Below are 21,472 nucleotides of genomic sequence, written 5' to 3'. Positions count from 1 at the left end.
CGTCTGGCGCGGTTCAGCACTGTGCGGGGGCGCCTCCTGGCGCTCCTGATCGCGATCGCGCTTCCGATCGGCTGCGTGACCGCGCTGGCCGCGGCCACGGCCTATCGCACCATCACCAACGCCATCGCCAGTTCGCAGATCGCGGCGGCCGATGATTTCGCGCTGCGGACGCGCATCTGGTACCGGGGCGCGCTGCGTGCGCTCCTGTCCTTCGGCACGACCGTCGCCGAATCCGGGCTCTCCCCCGCCCAGTGCGGGCCGGCAGGCATGAAGATGCTCCGCCAGGTCCGCGGCTTCTCGGCCGTGATGATCCGCAGCGCGGACGGACGGCTCTGCACCGCGGCGCTCGATCCCGACGTAAGCGAGCAGACCCTGGAACGAACGGCAAGGCGGCTGCGCGAGCTGCCCTCCGTCGTTCCCTGGGGCGGCATCGACCTCGGCAAGGCGCATTACGACCAGGTGGAGATCGGCAGCCACCGCTATCTCACCGTGCATGCCGACCATCCCGAGGCCACCGGAAACGGCTTGCGCGAAGCCCTGCTCCTGATCGACCCGGAGGTGCTCGAAAGCGTCTTCGACCTGGGGCAGAGCGGCGACGACATGGATGTGGCTCTCGTTTCGCGAGACAGCGGCGTGGTCGCAAGCCGCGGCGGCAAGGCGCCGGAGTCATGGCTGCCGCGGGAGGCTCATCTTCCCCAGGGGCTCGAGCGCTGGCGTGCGCCGAGCCGGGACGGGCAGGACCGCGCCTATGCCGCCCGCAAGGTCGCGGAGCCTGCCTTCTACGTCATCGCGACCTTCGACGATTCGCGCGAACAGGCGGCGCGGATCCAGTTCGCCGTGCTGCTGCTCGCGCCGCTCGCCACGCTGACGCTGCTGTGCCTCGTCTATCTGCGGGCCATCGACCGGCATTGCGCACGCTGGCTCCGCAGCATCGAGGCGGCGGCGCGCTCCCGCGCCTCGTCGAAGCGTGCACGGGCCGCGCTCGCCGACGACATGCCGAGCGACATGCGCAGCGTCGCCGAGGCCTTCAACGCGATGGTCGACGAGCAGGAGGTCCGGCAGCGGCGCCTCCAGACAGCCCTCGACGACAATCGATTCCTGGTGCGGGAGCTTCACCACCGGGTCAAGAACAGCCTCCAGGTGGTGCAGAGCTATATCGGGCTGAGCAAGCGCGACTATCGCGACGAGGCCAGGCTCGCCCTGGCCGACGCGGAATGCCGCGTGCATGTGCTGTCCGCCGCCTATCGCTTCACCCTCGCCGACGGCGAAATGCAGCCGGTGCGGGTCGACCTGTTCCTGGAAGACGTGGTGTCGATGATCTCGAACCTGATCCGGCGGCGCGATCAGTGGATCTCGAGCCGGATCGAGACCGCCGCGACGCTGTCGGTCGATCGTATCATCCCGCTCGGATTCCTGGTCGCGGACGTCGCCTCGCGCGTGCTGCGCAGCACGCCGGGAGCCCGCATTACGCTCTCCGTCGTCGATCTCGACGAAGCGACGATCGAAGTCGCGCTCGAGGCCGACCGCCCGATCGCGCATCAGGAGCCGCCGCGTCTCTTCGCCGGGCTGCTGACGCAGATCGAGGCGGTCCAGACCGGCAAGGCCGAGGGGAGCGGGCTCGGGCGCTGGCGCGTCAGGCATCACGGCTGAAGCGCCGCTGCGGTCCGCAGCCTCAGCCGGGCTGCCCGGCCAGCGTCTCGACCGGCTCGATCAGGACGCCGACGGAAAGGCCCAGGAAGGACCCCGGCGGGCCGGTGAAGCTGCCGGCGATCGGCGACGCATCCTCCGGCACGCGCGCAACCGCGATCCGGAGCAGCTGCCGGTCCGCCACGAGATCGTTGGTCGGGTCGAACTCGACCCAGCCATCGCCCGGGATGAAGACATCGGCCCAGGCATGGGTCAAACCGACCGGCGAGACGAGCCCGCTGGCATCCGGAGACTGATCGTGGATGTAGCCGGTGACGAAGCGCCCGGCGAAGCCCATGCGGCGCGCCAGCTCGATGAACAGCCAGGCATAATCGCGACAGGAGCCGCTCCCGAGCTGCAGCGTATCGGCCGGGTGCTGCGTGCCCTCGTCGTAGCGGACGGCGTAGGTCAGCCCGGTATAGATCGCATGGGCGAGATCGCGAAGGAGATGCCCGGAGCCCTGGCCGAGCCGGGCGCGGAAATCGGCGAGCCAGCGCTCCAGGATGCCGTCGGGATCGGCGGCGGCGCGCGCGAGATAGGGCTGCAGCACCGTCCGTTCGCCGTCGCTGTAGACCACGCCGGTCAAGGCGGTGCGCGGCTCGAGCCGGCTGCGCGGGAGGGCCGAGCCGAAACGCTCGATCACGAGCTCGCTGACGATCTCCAGCGTCTCGGCAGGCTGCGCGAAATCGGCCAGTGCCACCGGGTTGCCATAGGCATCGTGCATCCAGCGCAGGTTCGCGTCGGGAGACACCGTCAGGGCGGTGTCTACCAGCCGCAGGTCGAAGCTGTCGCGCGGCCGCAGCATGAGCCGATGCGGGCCGAAACTGACAGGCACGGCGTAGCGATAAGTCGTCGCGTGGCGGATGCGCAGATACATCATTCCCCCGTGCGCAGGCGCGCCGGCCAAAAAACAAGCCGCCCAGGGGCGGCTCGAAGTGCAGCGCGAGGAGCGCCACGCGATGAACGCGCGAGGCGCCGCCTGGTTCCGTACGGCTATCGCAGGACGATCCGCGGCTCGCCTTCGACCATCGCCTGCTTCGAGGGAGCGGGAATGGCGCGCCGCACGACCGTTTCGCCGCGGTCGGCGCGGTCGACGGCTGCGAACTGCGTCTCCGCCGGCGCGCCACGCATCTGGGCCACGGTGGCGGAACTCCGGTCGGACGGGATCTGAAGGCCCGCGCCATAGGTCAGGCCGGCGACGAGCGCCCCCATGCAACCGAAGAAGATCAAAGCCCGCTTGGCGGGGGCCAGGCTGTCGTTCAGCATCTTCGTCTCCCATCGCCGCGCCGGCCCGAAAGAGCCGGCCATTGCGCAACCAACGCGCCCATGAGACCTACGGTTCCAAGGCCCGTGGTTCCGCCACGCCGCGCACGCCGCTGCACCGGCGACGAGGCTGCGGGAACGCGAAACCGACCGCCTGCGTTGATCGCTCACCGGCGCTGCGAGGCGCCGCCAGGGGGGACGAATCCAGTGATGCACCTCAAGACCAGAACGGGGCGGCTCGGACCGGCTTGCCTCGCCTGTCCGCTGCGCCTGAAACCGGCCTTCGAGGACAAGACCGATGACGAGATCCGCTTCATCCAGGCGATGAAGACCGACCATCGGACACTGGCGGCCGGCAGCGACATCATCCATCCCGGCCAAGAGGACGCCGAGCTCTATACGCTCTATTCGGGCTGGGCCTTCCGCTACAAGTCCCTGCCGGACGGCCGCCGCCAGATCCTCAACTTCCTGTTGCCGGGGGACCCGGTCGGCCTGCAGGCCTCGCTGCTGGCAGCCGCCGAGCATGGCGTCGAGGCTCTGACGGATGTCGAGCTTTGCGTCTTCCCGCGCAAGCGGATCTGGGACCTGTTCGTGCGGATGCCGAACCTCGCCTACGAACTGGCATGGCTCGGCTCGCGCGAGGAGGCGATCGTCGACGACAACCTGACGTCGGTCGGCCAGCGCACGGCCAGCGAGCGCATCGCCGCCCTGGTCATCACCCTCTATCGCCGCGCCGACGCGCTCGGCCTGGTGAGCGAGGGCAGCTTCGCCTTTCCGCTGTCGCAACAGCAGATCGCCGACGCGCTCGGCCTTTCGCTCGTCCATACGAGCAAGACATGGTCGAAACTGCGCAAGGCCGGGCTGTTCGCGATCTCGGGCGGCCGCCTGACCCTGCTCAATCCGCGGCTGACCGCCCGCATGGCCTCCGTCTACGAGAGCGGCAGGGCGCCGCGGCCGCTCATCTGATCCTGCAGCAAAGGGCTGCGAAGAGGCTTGCCGAGCGCTCGCTCTTGACCGCATATGGCGGGCGGGTAACGTTCCGCGACGCTGGAAAACGAGCCGCTTTGCAGCGTACAAGGGGTATCATGTCTTCGACGACTCGACATCGTCCGCCGCGGGCGGGCTCGATCGCGGCACGGCTCGGCCAGTCGCGCGTCGCCAACCGGCTCGAAGGCGAAGTCCGCGTCACGGCGGCAGATCTGGTCGACTGCGTCGCGGAGGCCAAGCTCAAGGTCGCCGCGGTCCGCTACAAGGTCGAAGGCGAGGTCCGCAACAAGGCGGAAAAGCTGAAGAACCGCGTCAGCGAGGCCAGGTCGAAGCTCGGAGACGAAGCGCGCTTCATCAAGTCCTGGATCGACGATCCGCTGCGGACGGGATCGGTGACGCCGTCGAGCCCGGCCCTGGCGCGGCGCATGGCCTCCTATGTCGACCCGGAGCAGCCCGGCCCCGTGATCGAGATCGGACCCGGCACCGGCCCGGTCACCGAGGCGCTGATCGAGCGCGGTATCGACGAGGGGCGGCTGATCCTGGTCGAATACAGCCCGGAGTTCTGCGAGCTGCTGCGCCGGCGCTTTCCGCGGGCGACCGTCGTCCAGGGCGATGCCTACGCCCTCTCGACGACGTTGGCCGGGCACCTCGGCGAAAAGGCGATCGCCCTGGTTTCGAGCCTGCCACTGTTCAACCGGCCGCCACCGGCCCGCTCGGCGCTCGCCAAGGAAGCCTTTCCGCTGCTGGCGGACGGCGCTCCGTTCATCCAGTTCACCTATTCGGTGATCTCGCCGATCCCGCGCAAGGGCTCGGGCCTCAAGGCCTTCGTCTCCGACTGGGTACTGCGCAACATCCCGCCGGCGCGCGTCTGGGTCTATCGCGAGGCCAGCTGAGCCGCGGCGCCAACAACAGGCCGGCCATGCGAAACCGGCAGGTTCGCCACACGGAATCGTAACCAGTTCAGACTATGCCGCGCTTCGCTGGCAGGGCCCCGTTCTGCTCGCAGCGAGGAGCTCGACCGGCCTATGAGTGGTGCAGCCCTGCGTTACAGCTTGCCGCGCTGGCGCCTGACGCGCTGGCTCGCCGACGCAGGTCCCGACGTACCCGCCGAGATCAGGACCGCGCTGGTCGCCAGCCTGTTCGGCACGCTGCCGATCTTCGCGGGCGGCGTCATCAACTCGCTCGCCGTCTCCTTCCTGATCGCCTGGCGCATCCCGACCCTGCCGTTCCAGCTCTGGTGCGCCTTCGAGGTGCTGTGCTGCCTGATCAGGCTCTACGTGCTCGTCGACGCGCGCCGGAAGGCCGCGCGCGGCGAGCCGACCTGGACCGACGGCTATCTCCTGCTCGGCGTGGCCTGGGCGGCCGGCGTCGGCGCCGGCACCTTCCTGAGCCTGATCAGCGGCGATTGGGTGGCGGCGACGCTGGCCTGCCTTTCCGCGGCCGCCATGGTCGGCGGCATCTGCTTCCGGAATTTCGGGGCGCCGCGCATGGCCGGGGTCATGATCGCACTGACGCTCGGGCCCTGCTGCTTCGGGGCGCTCTTCGCCGGTGAGCCGATCATGTTCGTCACCTTCATGCAGATCCCGCTCTACCTCTTCAGCATGACGCTCGCCGCCTACAAGCTGAACGCGATGCTGATCTCGACCATGCGGGCCGAGCGCGAGAACGCCTTCCATGCGCGCCACGACATGCTGACCGGCCTTTCGAACCGGGCCGGGCTGACGCGCGCCTTCGCGACCCGCTTCGGCAGCGACGCGGCCCCCCAGGGTCTGGCGCTGATCTATCTCGATCTCGACGGTTTCAAGGCCGTGAACGACACCTACGGCCATCCGGCAGGCGATGCGCTGCTGCAGCTCGTGGCCGAGCGGCTGCGAGCGCTGGTGCGGAGCTCCGACATCGCGGCGCGCATCGGCGGCGACGAATTCGTCGTGCTCTCGGAACAGACCGAGCGGGTGCAGCTGCAGCGGATCGGAGAGCGCCTCGTCAAGGATATCTCCGAACCCTACGAGCTCGACAGCGGCCACCGCCTGCATATCGGTGCCTCGGTCGGCATCGCGCTGGCCCCCGAGCACGGCACCGACATGAACGCCGTGATGGCGGCGGCCGATGCCGCGCTCTACCAGGCGAAGTCGCGGGGCAAGTCGCTCTGCGTCATTGCCGCGCAGCGCGCCGTCATCGATGGCCAGGCCTCCACCGGTCCGCGCCTGCTGCATTGACGGGAAGGCGCGCCCGGCTGCCGGCTTGACCTGGCCGCCGCGCTCGGGCTTGCCTGATCCGACCGGGAGCGGCGGAGGGGGAAAGCTTGGCGGATCTGGGGACCCTCGTGCAGGACATCGCGGCCGAGATGCGCGATGCGAGCGAGCGCGGCGAGGTCGCGCAGTATATTCCGCCACTCGCCCGGGTCGATCCGCGCCAGTTCGGGCTCTGCGTGGTCACGGCCGATGGCCGCCTCCACGCCGCCGGCGACAGCGAGGAGCCGTTCTCGATCCAGAGCGTCTCCAAGGTCTTCGCGCTGACGCAGGCGCTCGGCAAGGTGGGAGACACGCTGTGGCGCCGGGTCGGGCGGGAGCCCTCGGGGACGCCGTTCAACTCGATCGTGCAGCTCGAGCGCGAGCAGGGAATTCCGCGCAATCCGTTCATCAACGCGGGCGCGCTCGTCGTTGCCGACATCAACCTGGCCGGGCACGAGCCCCGCGTCGCCATCGGCGAGCTGCTCCGCTTCATACGCTACCTCGCCGACGACGACGGCATCATCATCGACGAGACGGTGGCCCGGGCCGAGCAGGCGACCGGCTTCCGCAACATCGCGCTCGCCAACTACATGAAGGCCTTCGGCAACATCCACCATGCGCCGGAGCTGACGCTCGGCGTCTATTTCCATCAATGCGCCATCGCCATGAGCTGCCGCCAGCTCGCCCTCGCCGGCCGGTTCCTGATGCATGGGGGGCTGCACGAGCCGGGCGGCGCGCGCGTGGTCTCGGCCCAGCGCGCCCGGCGCATCAACGCGCTGATGCTGACCTGCGGCCATTACGACGCATCGGGCGATTTCGCCTTCAGGGTCGGCCTGCCCGGCAAATCGGGAGTCGGCGGCGGCATTCTCGCGATCGCGCCCGGCCAGGCCGCGATCGCGGTATGGTCGCCGGGCCTCAATGCCAACGGCAACTCGATGCTGGGAACGCTCGCCCTCGAACGGCTGGCCGAGGCGACGGGCTGGTCCGTCTTCAACCCCGGCTGAATCAGCGCCCGTTCGCCTGGCGCCATGCGGCGAAGTCGACTTTGGTCTGCTCGTCGGTCGCGGGATAAAGGCCGAGGATGGAACGGCCCTTCAACACCTCCTCGGTGACGAAGTCCTCGAAGGCCGTCATCTCGACGGCTTCCTCGGCGATCTCGTCGGCGAGATCGGCGGGGATGACCACGACGCCCTCGCCATCGCCCAGCACGACGTCTCCGGGCCAGACCGGCACATCGCCACAGCCGATCGGCACGTTGATGTCGATCGCCTGATGCAGCGTGAGATTCGTCGGGGCGGAGGGCCGGTTGTGATAGGCCGGGAACGGCAGCCTTGCGATCTCGGGCGAGTCGCGGAAGCCGCCATCGGTGACGACGCCGGCGACGCCGCGCTTCATCAGGCGCGAGACGAGGATGCCGCCGGCCGAGGCGGCGCGCGCGTCCTTGCGGCTGTCGATCACCATGACCGCATCCGGCGGGCAATCCTCGACCGCCTTCCGCTGGGGGTGCGCCCGGTTCTGGAAGACGGAGAGCGGGTTCAGGTCCTCGCGCGCCGGGATGTAGCGCAGGGTGAAGGCCTCCCCGACCATGGTGCCGGCCTCGGGGTTCAGCGGGCGCACATCCTGGATGAACTGGTTGCGCAAGCCGCGCTTGAACAAGGCGGTGCAGACCGTCGCGACGGAGACGCCGCGCAGCCTGGCGCGGGTTTCGGGCTTCAGCTTCGACATCGGTTCACTCCCGGAAAGGCACCAGCAGGGGTTCGTCGCTCAGGGGCGGCGTCGGAAGAGGCGGCCGCACGGACGCCCCGCCATCATCCTCGACATTTCGGCCGGGGACGCCAGCCGCTGCCGCGAAGACGGCTCATGCCTTGACCGCAGGCGCCGATCAGCCCTTGAAGTGCTTCGACAGCTTGAGCGCCTGACCCTGGTAGTTCGACTTCAGCCCGGCGCCATAAAGGGCCTGCGGGCGCGCCGCCATGGCCTCGTAGACGAGGCGGCCGACGATCTGCCCGTCCTCGATGATGAAGGGCACGTCGCGGGAGCGCACCTCGAGAACCGCCCGCGCGCCCTGGCCGCCGGCGGCACCGTGCCCGAAACCGGGGTCGAAGAAGCCGGCATAGTGCACGCGGAACTCGCCGACGAGGGCATCGAAAGGCGTCATCTCGGCGGCATAGGCCGGCGGGACATGCACCGCTTCCTTCGAGGCCAGGATATAGAACTGGCCGGGGTCGAGAATCATGGCGCCGGAACGGTCGTCGGGGATCGGCTCCCAGAAATCGGCGGCACGATAGGCGCCGACGCGGTCGACGTCGATCAGCGCCGTGTGGTGCTTGCCGCGGTAGCCGAGCAGGCCGTCGAAACCCGAAAGATCGACGCTGACCGCAACGCCACCCTGGAAGGACGGCTCCGCCGCGCTGACCAGCGTCTCGCGCGCATGGACCTCGCCCAGCGCCCGATCGTCGAGCCTGGTCTCGCCGGCGCGGAAGCGGATCTGCGACAGACGCGAGCCCGAGCGCACCAGCACCGGGAAGGTGCGCGGGGAAATCTCGATGAAGAGCGGCCCGTCATAGCCGTCCTCGACCAGATCGAACTCGCGGGCCCGGTCGGTGATGACGCGGGTGAAGACGTCGAGCCGGCCGGTCGAGCTCTTGGGATTGGCCGCGGCGCGCAGGCCCTTGGGCAGCGCCAGCCCTTCCATCAGCTCGGCGATGTAGACGCAGCCGGTTTCGAGCACGGCGCCGCGCGTCAGGTCGATCTCGTGCAGCGACAGATCCTCGATGCGGCTTCGCACCGTGCGCTCGGGGCCGGGCAGGAAGCTCGCACGCACGCGGTAGGCCCGCTCGCCGAGCCGCAGATCGAGGCTCGCCGGCTGGATCTGCCCCTCGGCCGGGGGATGCGCGAGCCGGACGACGCCCTTTTCGATGAAGGCGCGGATGAAGCTGTCGGGCTGGATGCCGGGCTTGAAGGGCAGCATGCGAGTTCCGCGGAGACAATCGGTTAGCGCTAGCGAAGTGTCGCTCCTCGGCCAAGCCGCATGCGCGGTTTTCGCCCGGTTGTCCACGCCTGCATGATGCCGGCCGGCATTGACGCTCGACATCGCCGGTCCCTATCAAGGCAAAGAGGTCTTCGACAGCGTGGAGGTCTGGCGATGTATCAGGCACAGACGCAGGGCGTGCGCGTGACCGCGGCGCCGAAATTCCTCGAAGCGGAATCCTCGCCGTCACAGGGCCGCTATTTCTGGGCCTATTCCATCGAGATCGTGAATCTCTCGACCCAAACCGTGCAGCTGGTGACGCGCCACTGGTTCATCACCGACGGCAATGGCGAAACCCACGAGGTGCGCGGGGAGGGCGTCGTCGGCAAGCAGCCGGTGTTGCGGCCGGGCGAGAGCTTCAGCTACACCTCGGGCTGCCCGCTGACGACGCCGGACGGCGCCATGCGGGGCTTCTACGCCATGCTCGGCGAAAACGGCGAGGTGTTCGACGTCGAAGTCCCGCTGTTTCCGCTCGATTCGCCCTATGTGAAGAAGGTTCTGCATTGACCGCCACCTCGCCCGCCGGGCAGCGCCACACGCCGCTCGAGATGCTCGCCCGCTTGGTCGCCTTCGACACGGTGAGCCACAAATCCAACCTGGCGCTGATCGACTTCGTCGAGGACTATCTCGCCGGCTGGGGCATCTCCTCGACCCGCTTCCCCAACGAGGCGGGCGACAAGGCGGCGTTGTTCGCCACCATCGGCCCGCAGGACCGCGGCGGCATCGTGCTGTCCGGCCACACCGATGTCGTGCCGGTCGAGGGGCAGGCCTGGAGCCGGGATCCCTTCACGCTGCATGTCGCGGACGGGCGGGCCTATGGTCGAGGCGCCGTCGACATGAAGGGCTTCGTCGCGCTGGCCTTGGCGCTGGTACCGGACTTCCTCAGCGCGGGGCTGACGACGCCGATCCATCTCTTCCTCTCCTATGACGAGGAGGTCACCTGCCTCGGCGTGGTCGACGGCATCGCGGCGATGGGCCGGACCCTGCCGCGCCCCACCGCCGTCATCGTCGGCGAGCCGACCTCTCTCGACATCGCCGATGCCCACAAGGGCATCCGCACCTTCCTGACGCGGATCACCGGCTTCGCGGCGCATTCCTCCAAGCCGCAGCTTGGCGCCAGCGCGGTGCATGCCGGCGCGCTGCTCGCGGCCGAGCTCGACCGCATGCAGGAGGAGGCCAAGGACCGTCCGGATCGCAGCGGGCGCTTTGACCCGCCCTACGACACCATCCATCTCGGCAAGTTCCATGGCGGCATCGCGCGCAACATCCTGGCCGATCGCGCCGAGCTCTCCTGGGAGATCCGGACGCTGCCGGATTCCGATCCCTATTCCGGGCCGGCGCGCTTCGCCTCCCTGGCGAAGACGGTGCTGTTCCGCATGCAGAAAACCGCGCCATCCTCCGCCATCGAGACGGTGATGACGTCCGACGTTCCCGGCCTCTCGCCCGATCCGGGCTCGACGGCGGAACGGCTCGCCATGCGCCTGTCCGGCCGCAACCAGACCATCGCCGTGGCCTATGCGACCGAAGCCGGGCATTTCCAGCGCGCCGGCCTGCCGACCGTGGTCTGCGGGCCGGGCTCGATCGACCAGGCGCACCAGCCGGACGAATACATCACGCTGGAACAGCTGCAGGCCGGCGAGACCTTCATGCGCAGGTTGATGGCGGAGTGCCGGGCGGCATAGCGCACGCCCTGCTCTGGCCTGTCGCGGGCAGCGAGCTTTTCGCGCTTTTCAGCGGGAGATCCCCGGGTACCGCTTCGGGCGTCCAGCGATGACGAGCCGGCCTATTGTCCGGCCGCCTGCCCGTCCTCGACCTCGGCCTGGTCGAAGGAATAGCGCCGCGAGCAGAACTCGCAGGTGACGCCGAGCTTGCCGTCATCGGCGACCATGGCGCGGCGATCCTCGGGCGAGAAGCCGCGCAGCATCGCCAGCACCCGCTCGCGCGAGCAACGGCAGGCCTCCTGCACCGCGACCGCCTCGAAGACGCGGGCACCACGCTCGTGGAAGAGCCGATAGAGCAGGCGCTCGCTCTCCAGCGTCGGGTCGAGCAGTTCATGATCCTCGACCGTCTCGACCAGCGAGCGCGCCTCCGTCCAGGCATCGTCCTCGATGCCGTCGGGATCGGTGCTCGCGAGGATCTCGTGGCCTTCCGGCACGTCGCCGGGATGGATGTCGGCAGCGCGCAGGCGCTCGGGCGAATGCGGCATGAACTGAACGAGAATGCCGCCGGCGCGCCAATGGGCCCGCCCGCCGGCGGTGACCGTGCCGACGGCAAGACGGACGCGGGTGGGGATCTGCTCCGACTGACGGAAATACTGGTGCGCCGCTTCCTCCAGGCTCTGCCCGGAGAGCGGCACGATGCCCTGATAGCGCGTCGTCGTCGAGCCCTGGTCGATGGTCATCGCGAGGTGCCCCTCGCCGAGCAGCGCGCCGGTCGACAGCTTGTCGAGCGCCATCGCTTCGACGAGCTTGGCCTGGTTGATCTGCACGACGGCGCGATAGGTATCGGGCGCGGTGAAGTCGACCACCATCATCGCGATGGCGCCGTCGCTCTTGGTCTGAAGCTGGAAGCGGCCCTCGAACTTCAGCGCCGTGCCGAGCAGGACGGTGAGAGCGCAGGCCTCGCCGAGCACGCGCGAGACGGCCACGGGATAATCGTGGCGCTCGAGGATCGCGTCGATCGAACCGCCGAGCCGAACGACCCGGCCGCGCACGTCGAGATCGGGAACGGCGAAGGGCAGGACGGCGTCGTCGAGCCCGGCCGTCACGCCGGCTTCCGCGGCGGCCATCAGGCCGCCACCCCGCCGAAGCACCAGGCCAGGATGCCCTTCTGCGCGTGCAGACGGTTCTCGGCCTCGTCGAAGACCGCCGATTGCGGGCCGTCCATGATCTTGTCCGTGACCTCCTCGCCACGCGAAGCCGGCAGGCAATGCATGAAGATCGCCTCCTTCTCGGCGCGCTCCATCAGCCGATCATCGACCTGGTAAGGGCGCAGCAGGTTATGACGGGTGCCTTCCTCGTCGCCCATCGAGACCCAGCAGTCGGTGATGACGCAATCGGCGCCCTCGACCGCCTCCTCGGGCCGCGTCGTCAGCTTGAGCTTGGCGCCCTGCTTTTTCGCCCAGGCGATCAGCGCCGGCGGGGGCGCCAGCTCCTCCGGGGTCGCGATCGACAATTCGAAGTCGAGCCGACCGGCGGCGTGGACCCAGGAGGTCAGCACGTTGTTGGTGTCCCCCGTCCAGGCGATGCGCTTGCCCTCGATCGGCCCGCGACGCTCCTCGAAGGTCATGACGTCGGCCATGACCTGGCAGGGATGCTGGCGCTTGGTCAGGCCGTTGATCACCGGGACGGAAGCGTATTTCGCCATCTCGACCACGGCATCGTGGTCGAGCATGCGGATCATGATCGCATCGACATAGCGCGAGAGTACGCGGGCCGTGTCCGCGATGGTCTCGCGCTCGCCGAGCTCGATCTCGCGGCCGGTCACCATCATCGGCGAGCCGCCGAGCTCGCGGATGCCGACATCGAAGGAGACGCGCGTGCGCAAGGAGGGCTGCTCGAAGATCATGGCGATGACCTTGCCCTCGAGCAGGCGGTCCCCCGCGGCGGCCGGCGTACGACGTCGCGCCTTCATCTCCTCGCCCGCGCGCAGGATGGCGCGCAGTTCGTTGCCGGAGAAATCGGAAAGGTCGAGGAAATGGCGCGTCACGGGCGCTTCCTTCGCTTCGCGGGGTGGGAGGGTTGAGCTTACTCGGCAGCCGGGCGCTTGAGCGAGGCCTCGATGGCGCCCGCCGTCTTGTCGAGGCGTGAGACCGCCTCGGCGACATCAGCCTCGGTGACGATCAGCGGCGGCAGCAGGCGCACGACATTGTCGCCGGCGCCGACGACCAGCAGGCCCTGGGCCCGTGCCTCGTTGACGAAATCCGTGTTCGGCGTGTGCAGCTTGAGGCCGAGCATCAGGCCCTCGCCGCGGATCTCCTCGATCACGCCGGGATGCCTGTCCTTGAGCTCCGCCAGCGACTGCTTCAGCCGCAGCGCGATCCGCCCGACATTCTCGATGAAGCCCGGCGCCAGAACGACGTCGAGCACGGCGTTGCCGACCGCCATCGCGAGCGGATTGCCGCCGAAGGTGGTGCCGTGCGTGCCCAGCGTCATGCCCGAGGCCGCCTCTTCGGTCGCCAGGCAGGCGCCCATAGGGAAGCCGCCGCCGATGCCCTTGGCGATCGACATGATGTCCGGCGTCACGCCGTAATGCTCATGGGCGAAGAACTTGCCGGTGCGGCCGACGCCGGTCTGGATCTCGTCGAAGATCAGCAGCAGGCCGTTCTCGTCGCAGATCTGACGCAGCAGCTTGAGGAAGCGGCCCGGCACCGAGCGCAGCCCGCCTTCGCCCTGGATCGGCTCGATCATCAAGGCGGCCGTCTCGGGCGTGATCGCGGCGCGCAGCGCCTTCTCGTCGTCGAAGGGCACCTGGTCGAAGCCGTCGACCTTCGGGCCGAAGCCGTCGATGTATTTCTGCTGACCGCCGGCGGCGATGGTCGCCAGCGTGCGGCCGTGGAAGGCGCCTTCGAATGTGACGATGCGGAAGCGCTCGGGATGTCCCTTCGCGGCGTGATACTTCCGCGCCATCTTGATGGCGCACTCGTTCGCCTCGGCGCCCGAATTGGTGAAGAACACCCGCTCGGCGAAGGTCGCCTCGCAAAGGCGGCGGGCCAGCCGCTCGCCGTCCGGCGCGCCATAGAGGTTCGAGGTATGCCAGATCTTGCCGGCCTGCTCGGTCAGCGTCTTCACCAGATGCGGGTGGGCATGACCGAGGGCGTTGACGGCGATGCCGGCGCCGAAATCGAGATAGCGCGTGCCGTCGGCGGTGATCGCCCAGGGACCCTCACCGCGCTCGAAGGCGACGGGGGCGCGGGCATAGGTCGGGACGAGCACGGACTGGCTGGCGGAAACGGGGGCGGGGGCCATAACAGGGATATCCTCGCGAAAGGGGAGACGAATGAGACCGGATTGGCGCTGGGGTCGAGAACGCGATCCGGGTTGATGCTGCATCATGCAGGCAAGCTGCGACCCGGTGACGACGTTATCGTCGCACCCAGTTCCTGACCTCTCGTCGCGCCGTCATCCGCATCGTTCGGGCCTTGATCCGCGAAAACATAAGCGCCGCCCGAAAGGGGCGGCGTCACCTTGTGGATAAATATGCTTAAGGCAGCCGAGCCTGTCAATTCCACGCCGGCTTTTCTTGCCGCAGCGACAGTGTTGCCGAAAAGATTCGCTTGACCCGTCAATCGCGAATCGCCTGGGGAAAAGCTGTTTTCAGATTCGGCGACTCTTGTCCGCGAGTCACCGCCCCTTGTATGGTCCTTTTCGTCAGATACGACATTTCGTGCGGCGTCCCCAGTCCGGTCTGTTGCGGCAGCAACGGTTTTGTCTCAGCGACAAAAGCCGACGGCTCCGGATTCCGCCACGAAGCACCCTTAAGGCCGGCGCCGCAAGGAACCGGCCGGACCAGACAGGTGATGCGGATGAACGAAGCCGGAGCATGGACGGACGAGCGCGTCGAACTGCTCAAGAAGCTCTGGAGCGACGGCCTCAGCGCCAGCCAGATCGCGGCCGAACTCGGCAACGTCACGCGCAATGCGGTGATCGGCAAGGTGCACCGGCTCGGCCTCTCCGGCCGGGCCAAGAGCGCCGCTGCCCCGGCCGCGCCGCGCAACGCCGCCCCGCGCAAGGCCCCGGCACGCGCGCCGAGCCATCCGATGAGCGGTCCCGCCGGCGGAACGCGCGGCGCGCATGCGCTCGCGCCGCAGTTCGTGACCGAGGCCGAGCCGGAGGCCGAGCAGGCTCCCATGCCGTCGGAGGACGTGGTGATCCCGTTCTCCGAACGCGTCACCATCATGGAGTTGCGCGAATATATGTGCCGCTGGCCGATGGGTGACCCGACGAGCCCGGATTTCCGCTTCTGCGGAGCGCGCTCGCAGACCGGCCTGCCCTATTGCAGCTACCATTCCCGCATCGCCTACCAGCCCGCCGCCGATCGCCGGCGGGACCGGAGCAAGGCACGAGCCTGAGCGAGAACAGCGGCGAGAGCTGAAGAACCGGCCCCTTCGGCCGGTTTTTTCTTGTCGCGCGTTATCGCGACGAGCGGCGACGCTCAGTTGCCGAACACGGTGTTGAGCTGGGTGCCGACCCTGATGAAGGTCGTGCGCTTCGAGACCTCCTTGAGATGGACGGCGCCGATATAGGTCATCGCCGAGCGCACGCCGCCCATGATCTCCTGCATCGTGCCTGCGACCGGGCCGCGATAGGGCACCTCCACGGTCTTGCCTTCCGATGCGCGATAGGTGGCGACGCCGCCGGCATATTTGTTCATCGCCGTGTCGGAGGACATGCCGTAGAAGGTCATGGCGACCGGAACCGCCTCTCCGTCGCGCTCCTCGTAGCGGATCTCGCCCTCGCATTCGTCATGGCCGGCGAGCATGCCACCCATCATCACGAAATCGGCGCCGCCACCATAGGCCTTGGCGACGTCACCGGGCACCGTCAGCCCGCCATCGCCGCAGACCAACCCCTTCAGACCATGCGCCGCGTCGGCGCATTCGATGATCGCCGAAAGCTGCGGGTAGCCGACGCCGGTCATCTTGCGGGTCGTGCAGACCGAGCCCGGCCCGATGCCGACCTTGACGATGTCGGCGCCCGCCAGCAGCAGTGCCTCGGTCATGTCGCCGGTGACGACGTTGCCGGCCATGATCGCCGCCTCGGAAAAGGCGGCGCGCGTCGCCTTGACCGTGTCGACGAACTTCTCGGTATAGCCGTTGGCGACGTCGAGGCAGATCTTGGATATCGGCGACTGCGCGTGAACCGCCTTGAGCTTGTCGTGATCAGCCTCGGTGGTGCCCAGTGAATAGAAGGCGTTGGCCGCGCCCGGCTCGCGGAAAAAGGCGATCAGGGCTTCCGCGTCATAGTGCTTGTGCAGGGCGACCATGGCACCATGCGTCAGCAGCGCGCGCGCCATCGCCATCGTGCCGACGACATCCATATTCGCCGCGATCAGCGGGAATCCGGTCCATTCCCGCCCGGTATGCAGAAAGCGGAAGCTACGCTCGACGCCGACATGGGCCCGGCTGCCCAGCGTCGAGCGCTTGGGGCGGATCAGGACATCGCGAAAATCGAGCTTGGGATCGTTTTCGATGCGCATGCGGCCGCCTCGAGGCTGGGCGATGAATCGGCGCACGCACGGGTCGGCGTGCGCCGATTCATAGCGCCGGAGCGCGCGGCGAGGCAAATCCGGGCCGGCCGCTCACGCGCGCGCCGCTGCGAGGCCCCGTGCGATCGCGGTGGCAAGCGCCGCGCGCTGGCGCTCCAGAAAGGCCGTTCCGTCGAGCCGCTGCGGCGCGCCTGCCGCAACCTCTGCGACACGCTCCGCCAGGGCGCGGGCGAAGTCGGCCGCGCTGTCGGCGAGCGTGAAATTGGCCGGCAGCTCGGTGAAGCCGCGGCAGGAGAGCGGCGTCGCCACCGCGGGCAGGCCGAGCTGAATCGTCTCGACGGTCTTGAGCTGCACACCCGTGCCGGCCCGGCTCGACAGCGCGACGACACGGCAGGAGCGCAGGAAGCGGTCCGCGGACGGCACCCGGCCGACCAGCGTGACATTGGGCGGCGCGAGCAGATCCGGCGGCACGCGCCCGGCGACCGCAACCCGCATCTCCCGGGGCAGCAGCGGACAGACCTCGCGCAGAAACCATTCCAGCCCGACCCGGTTGGGCACCCACGTCCAGGTTCCGACCAGGCCGACGTCGAAGATGGGCGGCTCGTCACCCGCGGGCTCCCCGGGGGCGGCGCCGCCGCCGGAGACGAGAGGCAAAACCGCCGACCTGTCCCGGACATCCGGCCCCAGGGCGTGGCGATCCTCCTCCGCCAGGGTCCAGACGAAACCGGCCTGTCGCCAGAGCCGCTGCTCGACCCCCCGCAGCAGACGCGCCTCGCGCGCAAACAGCAGGCGCAGCAAAGGGTTTCCGGTATTGCGGGCGTTCTGCCGCGCCGAGACATGCTCGATATTGTGCTCGACCAGCAGGCAGGGCGCGATTTCGAGCAGCTCGGGAAACGCGCCGGGCAGCATCACCGAGTTCAGCACGAGCGCATCGAACGGGCCGTGCGCCCGCACCGCCTCGACCAGCCGCCCGGCGCCGGCGAGCCGAAGCTTCGCGCAGGCCACCGGCAGCCTCCAACGGAGCGCCGAGACCAGCCATTGCCATTGCCGCAGCTTAGAGACCGCAGCGTTCTCGATGTCGATCCCGGCGACGACGACTGCTCCGGCCGGATCGGCCGGCACTTCGCCTTGGCGCGTGAAGCCGATCGCCGTGACCTGATGGCCGGCAGCGCGCAGCGCCGACAGGATCGCGGCATTGGCGATCTCGAAGCCGGTATCGGGCCGGGCGACCGGGATGAGCGAGGTGAGGAAGGCGAGGCGCAAGGGACGGGTCCGCGGCGAGAGCGCCTTAGTCTTCCCATTGCAGCGACGGGTCAAGCGAGCCGTTTCGCGATGCTCAACAAGGCTTTGCCGGCATAACCCCGCAAAAGCACCGCGCCGCTCACCGAACCTTAAACCGGCACGGTCTAGACCTGCCGTCATGACCGCCAGCGAACCGACGAAACCGGCCGATGCGGAGCCGCAGGGCGAAACGTCGCCGCTGCGTTTCACGACGCCCGAAAGCTTCGACATCGTCGCCCGATCGCACCCGGAGTGGTTGACGGGCGTGAGCAGTGTCGTCTGCGTGCCGACCTTCAGGCGGCCCGACATGCTGGAAGCGACGCTGCGCTCGCTGTCGGCGCAGGCCGGCGGGCACGATTTCGCGGTCGTCGTCGTGGAGAACGAGGGCAGCGAACGCGCTGGTGCCGCGCGGGCCAAGGCCCTGCTGGAGGCCGGGCTGTTCAAGGGCTTCGTCATCGTCGAGCCGCGACAGGGCAACTGCAAGGCCTACAACGCCGCCTGGCGCTGCGCATTGACGCGCTTCCCGGCGCTGCAGCAGGTGCTCGGAATCGACGACGACGAAGAGGCCGAGCCGGGCTGGCTCGACGCCTACCTCGCGGCCGCAGCAGAAGCGCCGGCGGAGCTGTTCGGCGGCTCGGTCAAGCCGGTCTTCGCGGATCGGACACGCGCCTGGCTTGCGGCCCATCCGGTCTTCCGCTCGCACTACAGCCGCTCCGGGCCCGTGCCGATGCTCTATTCGAGCGCGAACTACCTGATCCGGCGCGGCGTGCTGGAACGACTCGGCTTCCCCTTCCTCGACGAGCGCTTCGACTTCACCGGCGGCGGCGACACCGACTTCTTCACCCGGGCGAAGGCCGCCGGCTTCCGCTTCTGGTGGGTCCAGGAGGCGGCGCAGCGCGAGACCATGCCGGCGCGACGCAGCGAATTCGGCTGGATCGCCGCGCGCGCCCTGCGCAACGGCGCGATCTCGGCCGCGATCGAACGGCGGCAGCATCCCGGCGTGATCGGCCGGCTGCGGGTCCTGGCGAAATCGGCTGCGCTGCTGGCAGCCTGCGTGCCGCGCGGCGTCGCGCTCGGCCTGCGGACGGGCTCCGGAACCATCGGCCTCTATCATGCGCAGGTCGCGCTCGGCCGGCTGATGTCGGAATTCGGCATCGCCAACGAGCAGTACCGGAAGCCGGAAAAGAACTGAGCGGCCCCGCGCGGCCGCTCAGCACTCGTTGACGACGATGCCGCGAAGCTTGGCTCCATGGGCGCCGAGCTGGGCCCTGAGCCGCTCGGTCTCCGCCTCGGACAAGCTGCCCTGCCGCGACACGATCACGATGTCGTCCACCGCTTCGGCGAAACGCCGGGCGACCGCGCTGCCCGCCGTGGCGTCCACCACCACCGGCCCGAACCGCTGCGTCGCGCCGAACAGCGTCTCCAGCGACCCTGCCGCCGCGGGGTCCGGCCGCTTCGAGCGCGGCAGGAAGGCGAGATCGCTGCCCTCGTCCTTGAGGATGGCGCGTGCCAGGGTCCGGCTGCCGCCGATCACCTCCTCGAGTCCGACCTGCGAATCCGCCGCGAAAACCTGCGTCAGGGCGAGCGGCCCGTCGGCCGCATCGACCAGCAGCGCCGGTTCCCCGGCCAGGGCCGCATCGAGTGCGAGATTCAGCGCGACCGTGGTGGCGCCGGATTGCGGCTGTAGTCCCAGCACCAGGATGCGCCGCCGCGGGTTGCCGCCCGCGCCGTGGCTCAGCGCGGCGCGAAGCGCGGCGACGGCCGCCGCGAAACCGGCTTGCGGCTTGTCGATGACATCGACCAGATGAGCCCTCGCCTGAAAGACCGAGCGGGGTGCCGCGATCTCGCGACGCCAGCGGCGGTTGCGCACCGTCGGGACCCGGCCGAGCAGCGGCAGGACCAAGGGCGGCGACGGCGGCGGCGGAGGAGGAACGCTCTTCCGGATTTCATCGAGGCGCGGGACGCCGCCATGCCGGCCGGAAGCCCTCGCCTCCGATGCCCCGGCGGGACTCTCGACGGCGGCTGCCTCGGCCCGGCCGCCTGGAAAGGCGACCAGGCGGCGCCAGCCTGCGACCCTGTCGCTGGTGGCGGGCTCCGACGCCTTTGCAGCGGCTGCGGCCGCGACGGGCGGAGCGACGACCGCGGCCGGCTCGGAGGCCGGCAGCGGTGGCGGCAGGGTGACGGGTATGCGGCCTCCGGACGGCGGCGGGGCGGGCGGCGAGGCAGGCGGAGACGGCGGAAAGGTTTCGGACTCGGGCTCGACCGGGCGGGGCTTGCGGCGCCACAGCGATCGGCTGACGGCGCGAGGGGCAGCTTCGCTCCCGGCCGGGCGCGGCACGGCGAAAACGGCGAGAGCCAGCGCCAGGAGCGCGCCGACCACCGCGCCACCGACGAGACCGAGCAGCGCGATGGTGCGGCGACTCACCCCGCTTTTCTCCAACGGCGGCATGGCAGGACTGATGATCCGGGCGTTGGTGGTGTCGATGCCGCCGAGCTCGCCGGTTTCGCGGGCACGCTTGAGGAAGGCGTCGTAGACGGCGCGGGAGGATTCGACCTCGCGTTCGAGCTCGCGCAGTTCGACCGAGGCGCGACCGGCGGCGTATTGCGCGCTGGTGAGCTGTTCCGCCCGGCGGGAGAGCTGGCGCTCCGCCTCGGCCGCCCGGTCGTATTCCGCCTTCGCCGCGCGGGCGATGCGGGCGAGTTCGTCGGCGATCTGGCGACGCGCATCGGCGACCTGCGAGCGCGCGGAGGTGAGGGCGGGATGGCGCGCGCCGAGCGAGGCGACGAGGTCGGCTTCCCTGCTCAGCGCAGCGCCCAGCTGCGCGCGCAGGGCGGTCATGGTGTTCGAAGCGACGGCCTCCGGAATCGCGCCGGATTCGACGCTCGAGGCTCTGGTCGCGGCGATCTGATCGTATTTCGCCTTGGCCTCGATCGTGCGCTGGCGGGCGGCGGCGAGCTGCCCGGCGTTGAGCGAAAGCTGCTCCTCGCTCAACGACCTGTTGCCGCCGAGCCCGACGATGTTGTGCGCTTCCTTGTATTTCTCGGCCTTGTCCTCGGCGGCACGCAGCCGGCCGCGCAGCTCTTCCAGACGGCCGGTCAGGGCCGCGGTGGCGCGCTGCGCCGCCTCGGCGCGGACGGCGGCCTGGTCCTCGAGATAGGCCTCGGCCAGGGCGTTGGCGATCCGCGCCGCCTCCTCGGCGTCCCTCGCCGTGGCGGCGATGTCGATGACGAAGGTGCGTTCGCCGCGATGCACCGCCACGGTCCGGTCGAGCGCCGCCAGGGCGTAGAGCAGGGCGTTGCGGTCGGTCGTGACCTTGTCGGTGCCGAGCAGGCCGGAGAGGAAGCCGCCGCGGGCCGGGCCGCCATAGTCCGGGTCCTTGTCGAGGCCGAGCTTCCCGATCACCCGCGTCTTGATGCTGTCGGAGGCGATGACGCGTGCCTGGCTTTCGAGATAGCTGGCGATCGAGGTCGGGTCGCTGCCGACGGTGTTCGGCGAGACGTCGTTCTGAAGCACGCGCAGATCGCGGGGATCGATGAAGAGCTGCGCCGTCGAGGTGTATTTCGGCGCGATCAGCAGGCTGGCCAGCACGGCGACGGCGAAGCCGGCGGCGATGCAGAGCAGGATCAGGCCACGACGGCGCCACAGCGCCGCGGCGAGCCAGGCCGGATCGGCGAGGCGGCCGAGGTCGACCGCGCGCGCCGAGCCCTGTGGGGGCGCGTGATCGGGGCTCGTCCCCTGCTCCTGGTCGGCCGGCTCGGTGGTGAACATGACGCTACGCTTCACTTT

General features: G+C 69.3%; 19 protein-coding genes. 9 read left to right on the top strand and 10 right to left on the bottom strand.

Translation table 11 applies throughout. From position 1 onward, the window contains the following. Nucleotides 1-21 precede the first annotated feature (21 nt). A complete protein-coding gene (locus BGO20_RS00800; RefSeq protein WP_291662713.1) occupies nucleotides 22-1,650 on the top strand; it encodes a histidine kinase dimerization/phosphoacceptor domain -containing protein in 1,629 nt (542 codons plus the stop codon). A gap of 22 nt (nucleotides 1,651-1,672) precedes the next feature. Here BGO20_RS00800 and BGO20_RS00795 read toward each other — a convergent pair whose 3' ends face one another. Next, nucleotides 1,673-2,566: a transglutaminase family protein gene (locus tag BGO20_RS00795; protein ID WP_291662711.1), complete on the bottom strand. Its 894-nt coding sequence runs from the start codon at nucleotides 2,564-2,566 to the stop codon at nucleotides 1,673-1,675. Nucleotides 2,567-2,679: 113 nt separating this feature from the next. After that, a complete protein-coding gene (locus BGO20_RS00790; RefSeq protein WP_291662710.1) occupies nucleotides 2,680-2,952 on the bottom strand; it encodes a hypothetical protein in 273 nt (90 codons plus the stop codon). Nucleotides 2,953-3,159: 207 nt separating this feature from the next. Between BGO20_RS00790 and BGO20_RS00785 the strand changes: the two genes are divergently transcribed. The 4 genes from BGO20_RS00785 (at nucleotide 3,160) to BGO20_RS00770 (ending at nucleotide 7,171) form a co-directional block, all read left to right on the top strand. Next, on the top strand, nucleotides 3,160-3,915 hold the full coding sequence (locus BGO20_RS00785) for a Crp/Fnr family transcriptional regulator (protein WP_291662709.1): 756 nt from the start codon (nucleotides 3,160-3,162) through the stop codon (nucleotides 3,913-3,915). 119 nt (nucleotides 3,916-4,034) lie between these two features. Further along, nucleotides 4,035-4,829 (top strand): class I SAM-dependent methyltransferase, encoded by a 795-nt coding sequence (locus tag BGO20_RS00780; protein ID WP_362888529.1) that lies wholly within the window; start codon nucleotides 4,035-4,037, stop codon nucleotides 4,827-4,829. A gap of 132 nt (nucleotides 4,830-4,961) precedes the next feature. Beyond that, complete coding sequence (locus BGO20_RS00775) at nucleotides 4,962-6,152, top strand: GGDEF domain-containing protein (RefSeq protein WP_291662708.1); 1,191 nt, start codon at nucleotides 4,962-4,964, stop codon at nucleotides 6,150-6,152. 86 nt (nucleotides 6,153-6,238) lie between these two features. Next, entirely contained in the window at nucleotides 6,239-7,171 is a 933-nt protein-coding gene (locus BGO20_RS00770) for a glutaminase (RefSeq protein ID WP_291662707.1), read from the top strand. A 1-nt stretch (nucleotide 7,172) separates the two neighbouring features. Here BGO20_RS00770 and BGO20_RS00765 read toward each other — a convergent pair whose 3' ends face one another. Beyond that, complete coding sequence (locus BGO20_RS00765; protein ID WP_291662706.1) at nucleotides 7,173-7,892, bottom strand: ribonuclease activity regulator RraA; 720 nt, start codon at nucleotides 7,890-7,892, stop codon at nucleotides 7,173-7,175. Between the two features lie 157 nt (nucleotides 7,893-8,049). Further along, nucleotides 8,050-9,138: a 2'-deoxycytidine 5'-triphosphate deaminase gene (locus BGO20_RS00760; RefSeq protein ID WP_291662705.1), complete on the bottom strand. Its 1,089-nt coding sequence runs from the start codon at nucleotides 9,136-9,138 to the stop codon at nucleotides 8,050-8,052. Between the two features lie 174 nt (nucleotides 9,139-9,312). On the opposite strand from BGO20_RS00760, the gene apaG reads away from it, so the two are divergent. Beyond that, the gene (apaG, locus tag BGO20_RS00755) at nucleotides 9,313-9,705 is read left to right on the top strand and encodes a Co2+/Mg2+ efflux protein ApaG (RefSeq protein WP_291662704.1); all 393 of its coding nucleotides are present in this window, start codon (nucleotides 9,313-9,315) and stop codon (nucleotides 9,703-9,705) included. Then, nucleotides 9,702-10,880: an acetylornithine deacetylase gene (gene argE / locus BGO20_RS00750; protein ID WP_291662703.1), complete on the top strand. Its 1,179-nt coding sequence runs from the start codon at nucleotides 9,702-9,704 to the stop codon at nucleotides 10,878-10,880. The genes apaG and argE overlap by 4 nt, the downstream gene beginning before the upstream one ends. A 101-nt stretch (nucleotides 10,881-10,981) precedes the next feature. Here argE and BGO20_RS00745 read toward each other — a convergent pair whose 3' ends face one another. Genes BGO20_RS00745 through BGO20_RS00735 form a run of 3 tightly spaced genes read right to left on the bottom strand, consistent with a single transcriptional unit; the run spans nucleotide 10,982 to nucleotide 14,165 of the window. Continuing rightward, nucleotides 10,982-11,986, bottom strand: a complete 1,005-nt coding sequence (locus tag BGO20_RS00745; protein WP_291662701.1) for an Hsp33 family molecular chaperone — start codon at nucleotides 11,984-11,986, stop codon at nucleotides 10,982-10,984. Further along, nucleotides 11,986-12,906 carry an ornithine carbamoyltransferase gene (gene argF / locus BGO20_RS00740; RefSeq protein WP_291662700.1) on the bottom strand — a complete coding sequence of 307 codons (921 nt, stop codon included), beginning with the start codon at nucleotides 12,904-12,906 and terminating at the stop codon, nucleotides 11,986-11,988. Before argF ends, BGO20_RS00745 begins: the two co-directional genes overlap by 1 nt. Nucleotides 12,907-12,944: 38 nt before the next feature. Further along, nucleotides 12,945-14,165, bottom strand: coding sequence for an aspartate aminotransferase family protein (locus tag BGO20_RS00735; protein ID WP_291662698.1), 1,221 nt, complete (start codon nucleotides 14,163-14,165; stop codon nucleotides 12,945-12,947). 557 nt (nucleotides 14,166-14,722) lie between these two features. On the opposite strand from BGO20_RS00735, the gene BGO20_RS00730 reads away from it, so the two are divergent. Beyond that, a complete protein-coding gene (locus tag BGO20_RS00730) occupies nucleotides 14,723-15,268 on the top strand; it encodes a GcrA family cell cycle regulator (protein ID WP_291662697.1) in 546 nt (181 codons plus the stop codon). An 83-nt stretch (nucleotides 15,269-15,351) separates the two neighbouring features. Here the strand turns inward: BGO20_RS00730 and BGO20_RS00725 are convergent, their stop codons facing one another. Further along, nucleotides 15,352-16,395, bottom strand: a complete 1,044-nt coding sequence (locus tag BGO20_RS00725) for a GMP reductase (protein WP_291662694.1) — start codon at nucleotides 16,393-16,395, stop codon at nucleotides 15,352-15,354. A 102-nt stretch (nucleotides 16,396-16,497) separates the two neighbouring features. Continuing rightward, nucleotides 16,498-17,667: a glycosyltransferase gene (locus BGO20_RS00720; RefSeq protein WP_291662692.1), complete on the bottom strand. Its 1,170-nt coding sequence runs from the start codon at nucleotides 17,665-17,667 to the stop codon at nucleotides 16,498-16,500. 157 nt (nucleotides 17,668-17,824) lie between these two features. Between BGO20_RS00720 and BGO20_RS00715 the strand changes: the two genes are divergently transcribed. Beyond that, nucleotides 17,825-18,877, top strand: a complete 1,053-nt coding sequence (locus tag BGO20_RS00715) for a glycosyltransferase family 2 protein (protein ID WP_291662691.1) — start codon at nucleotides 17,825-17,827, stop codon at nucleotides 18,875-18,877. 18 nt (nucleotides 18,878-18,895) lie between these two features. Here BGO20_RS00715 and BGO20_RS00710 read toward each other — a convergent pair whose 3' ends face one another. Further along, nucleotides 18,896-21,469 (bottom strand): exopolysaccharide transport family protein, encoded by a 2,574-nt coding sequence (locus tag BGO20_RS00710; RefSeq protein ID WP_291662689.1) that lies wholly within the window; start codon nucleotides 21,467-21,469, stop codon nucleotides 18,896-18,898. Nucleotides 21,470-21,472: the final 3 nt, after the last annotated feature.

Source organism: Allobosea sp. 67-29 (assembly GCF_001898115.1).
Taxonomy (GTDB): Bacteria; Pseudomonadota; Alphaproteobacteria; order Rhizobiales; family Beijerinckiaceae; genus Allobosea.
The sequence above is the reverse complement of the archived record's forward strand: the minus strand, read 5'-3'. Positions and strand labels throughout refer to the sequence as shown.

Excerpts from the sequence above, each read along its gene's own strand:
- BGO20_RS00795 (WP_291662711.1), bottom strand. The coding sequence starts at position 2,566 with ATGATGTATCTGCGCATCCGCCACGCGACGACTTATCGCTACGCCGTG.
- BGO20_RS00790 (WP_291662710.1), bottom strand. The coding sequence starts at position 2,952 with ATGCTGAACGACAGCCTGGCCCCCGCCAAGCGGGCTTTGATCTTCTTC.
- BGO20_RS00785 (WP_291662709.1), top strand. The coding sequence starts at position 3,160 with ATGCACCTCAAGACCAGAACGGGGCGGCTCGGACCGGCTTGCCTCGCC.
- BGO20_RS00780 (WP_362888529.1), top strand. The coding sequence starts at position 4,035 with ATGTCTTCGACGACTCGACATCGTCCGCCGCGGGCGGGCTCGATCGCG.
- BGO20_RS00775 (WP_291662708.1), top strand. The coding sequence starts at position 4,962 with ATGAGTGGTGCAGCCCTGCGTTACAGCTTGCCGCGCTGGCGCCTGACG.
- BGO20_RS00765 (WP_291662706.1), bottom strand. The coding sequence starts at position 7,892 with ATGTCGAAGCTGAAGCCCGAAACCCGCGCCAGGCTGCGCGGCGTCTCC.
- BGO20_RS00760 (WP_291662705.1), bottom strand. The coding sequence starts at position 9,138 with ATGCTGCCCTTCAAGCCCGGCATCCAGCCCGACAGCTTCATCCGCGCC.
- apaG (WP_291662704.1), top strand. The coding sequence starts at position 9,313 with ATGTATCAGGCACAGACGCAGGGCGTGCGCGTGACCGCGGCGCCGAAA.
- BGO20_RS00745 (WP_291662701.1), bottom strand. The coding sequence starts at position 11,986 with ATGGCCGCCGCGGAAGCCGGCGTGACGGCCGGGCTCGACGACGCCGTC.
- BGO20_RS00735 (WP_291662698.1), bottom strand. The coding sequence starts at position 14,165 with ATGGCCCCCGCCCCCGTTTCCGCCAGCCAGTCCGTGCTCGTCCCGACC.
- BGO20_RS00730 (WP_291662697.1), top strand. The coding sequence starts at position 14,723 with ATGAACGAAGCCGGAGCATGGACGGACGAGCGCGTCGAACTGCTCAAG.
- BGO20_RS00725 (WP_291662694.1), bottom strand. The coding sequence starts at position 16,395 with ATGCGCATCGAAAACGATCCCAAGCTCGATTTTCGCGATGTCCTGATC.
- BGO20_RS00715 (WP_291662691.1), top strand. The coding sequence starts at position 17,825 with ATGACCGCCAGCGAACCGACGAAACCGGCCGATGCGGAGCCGCAGGGC.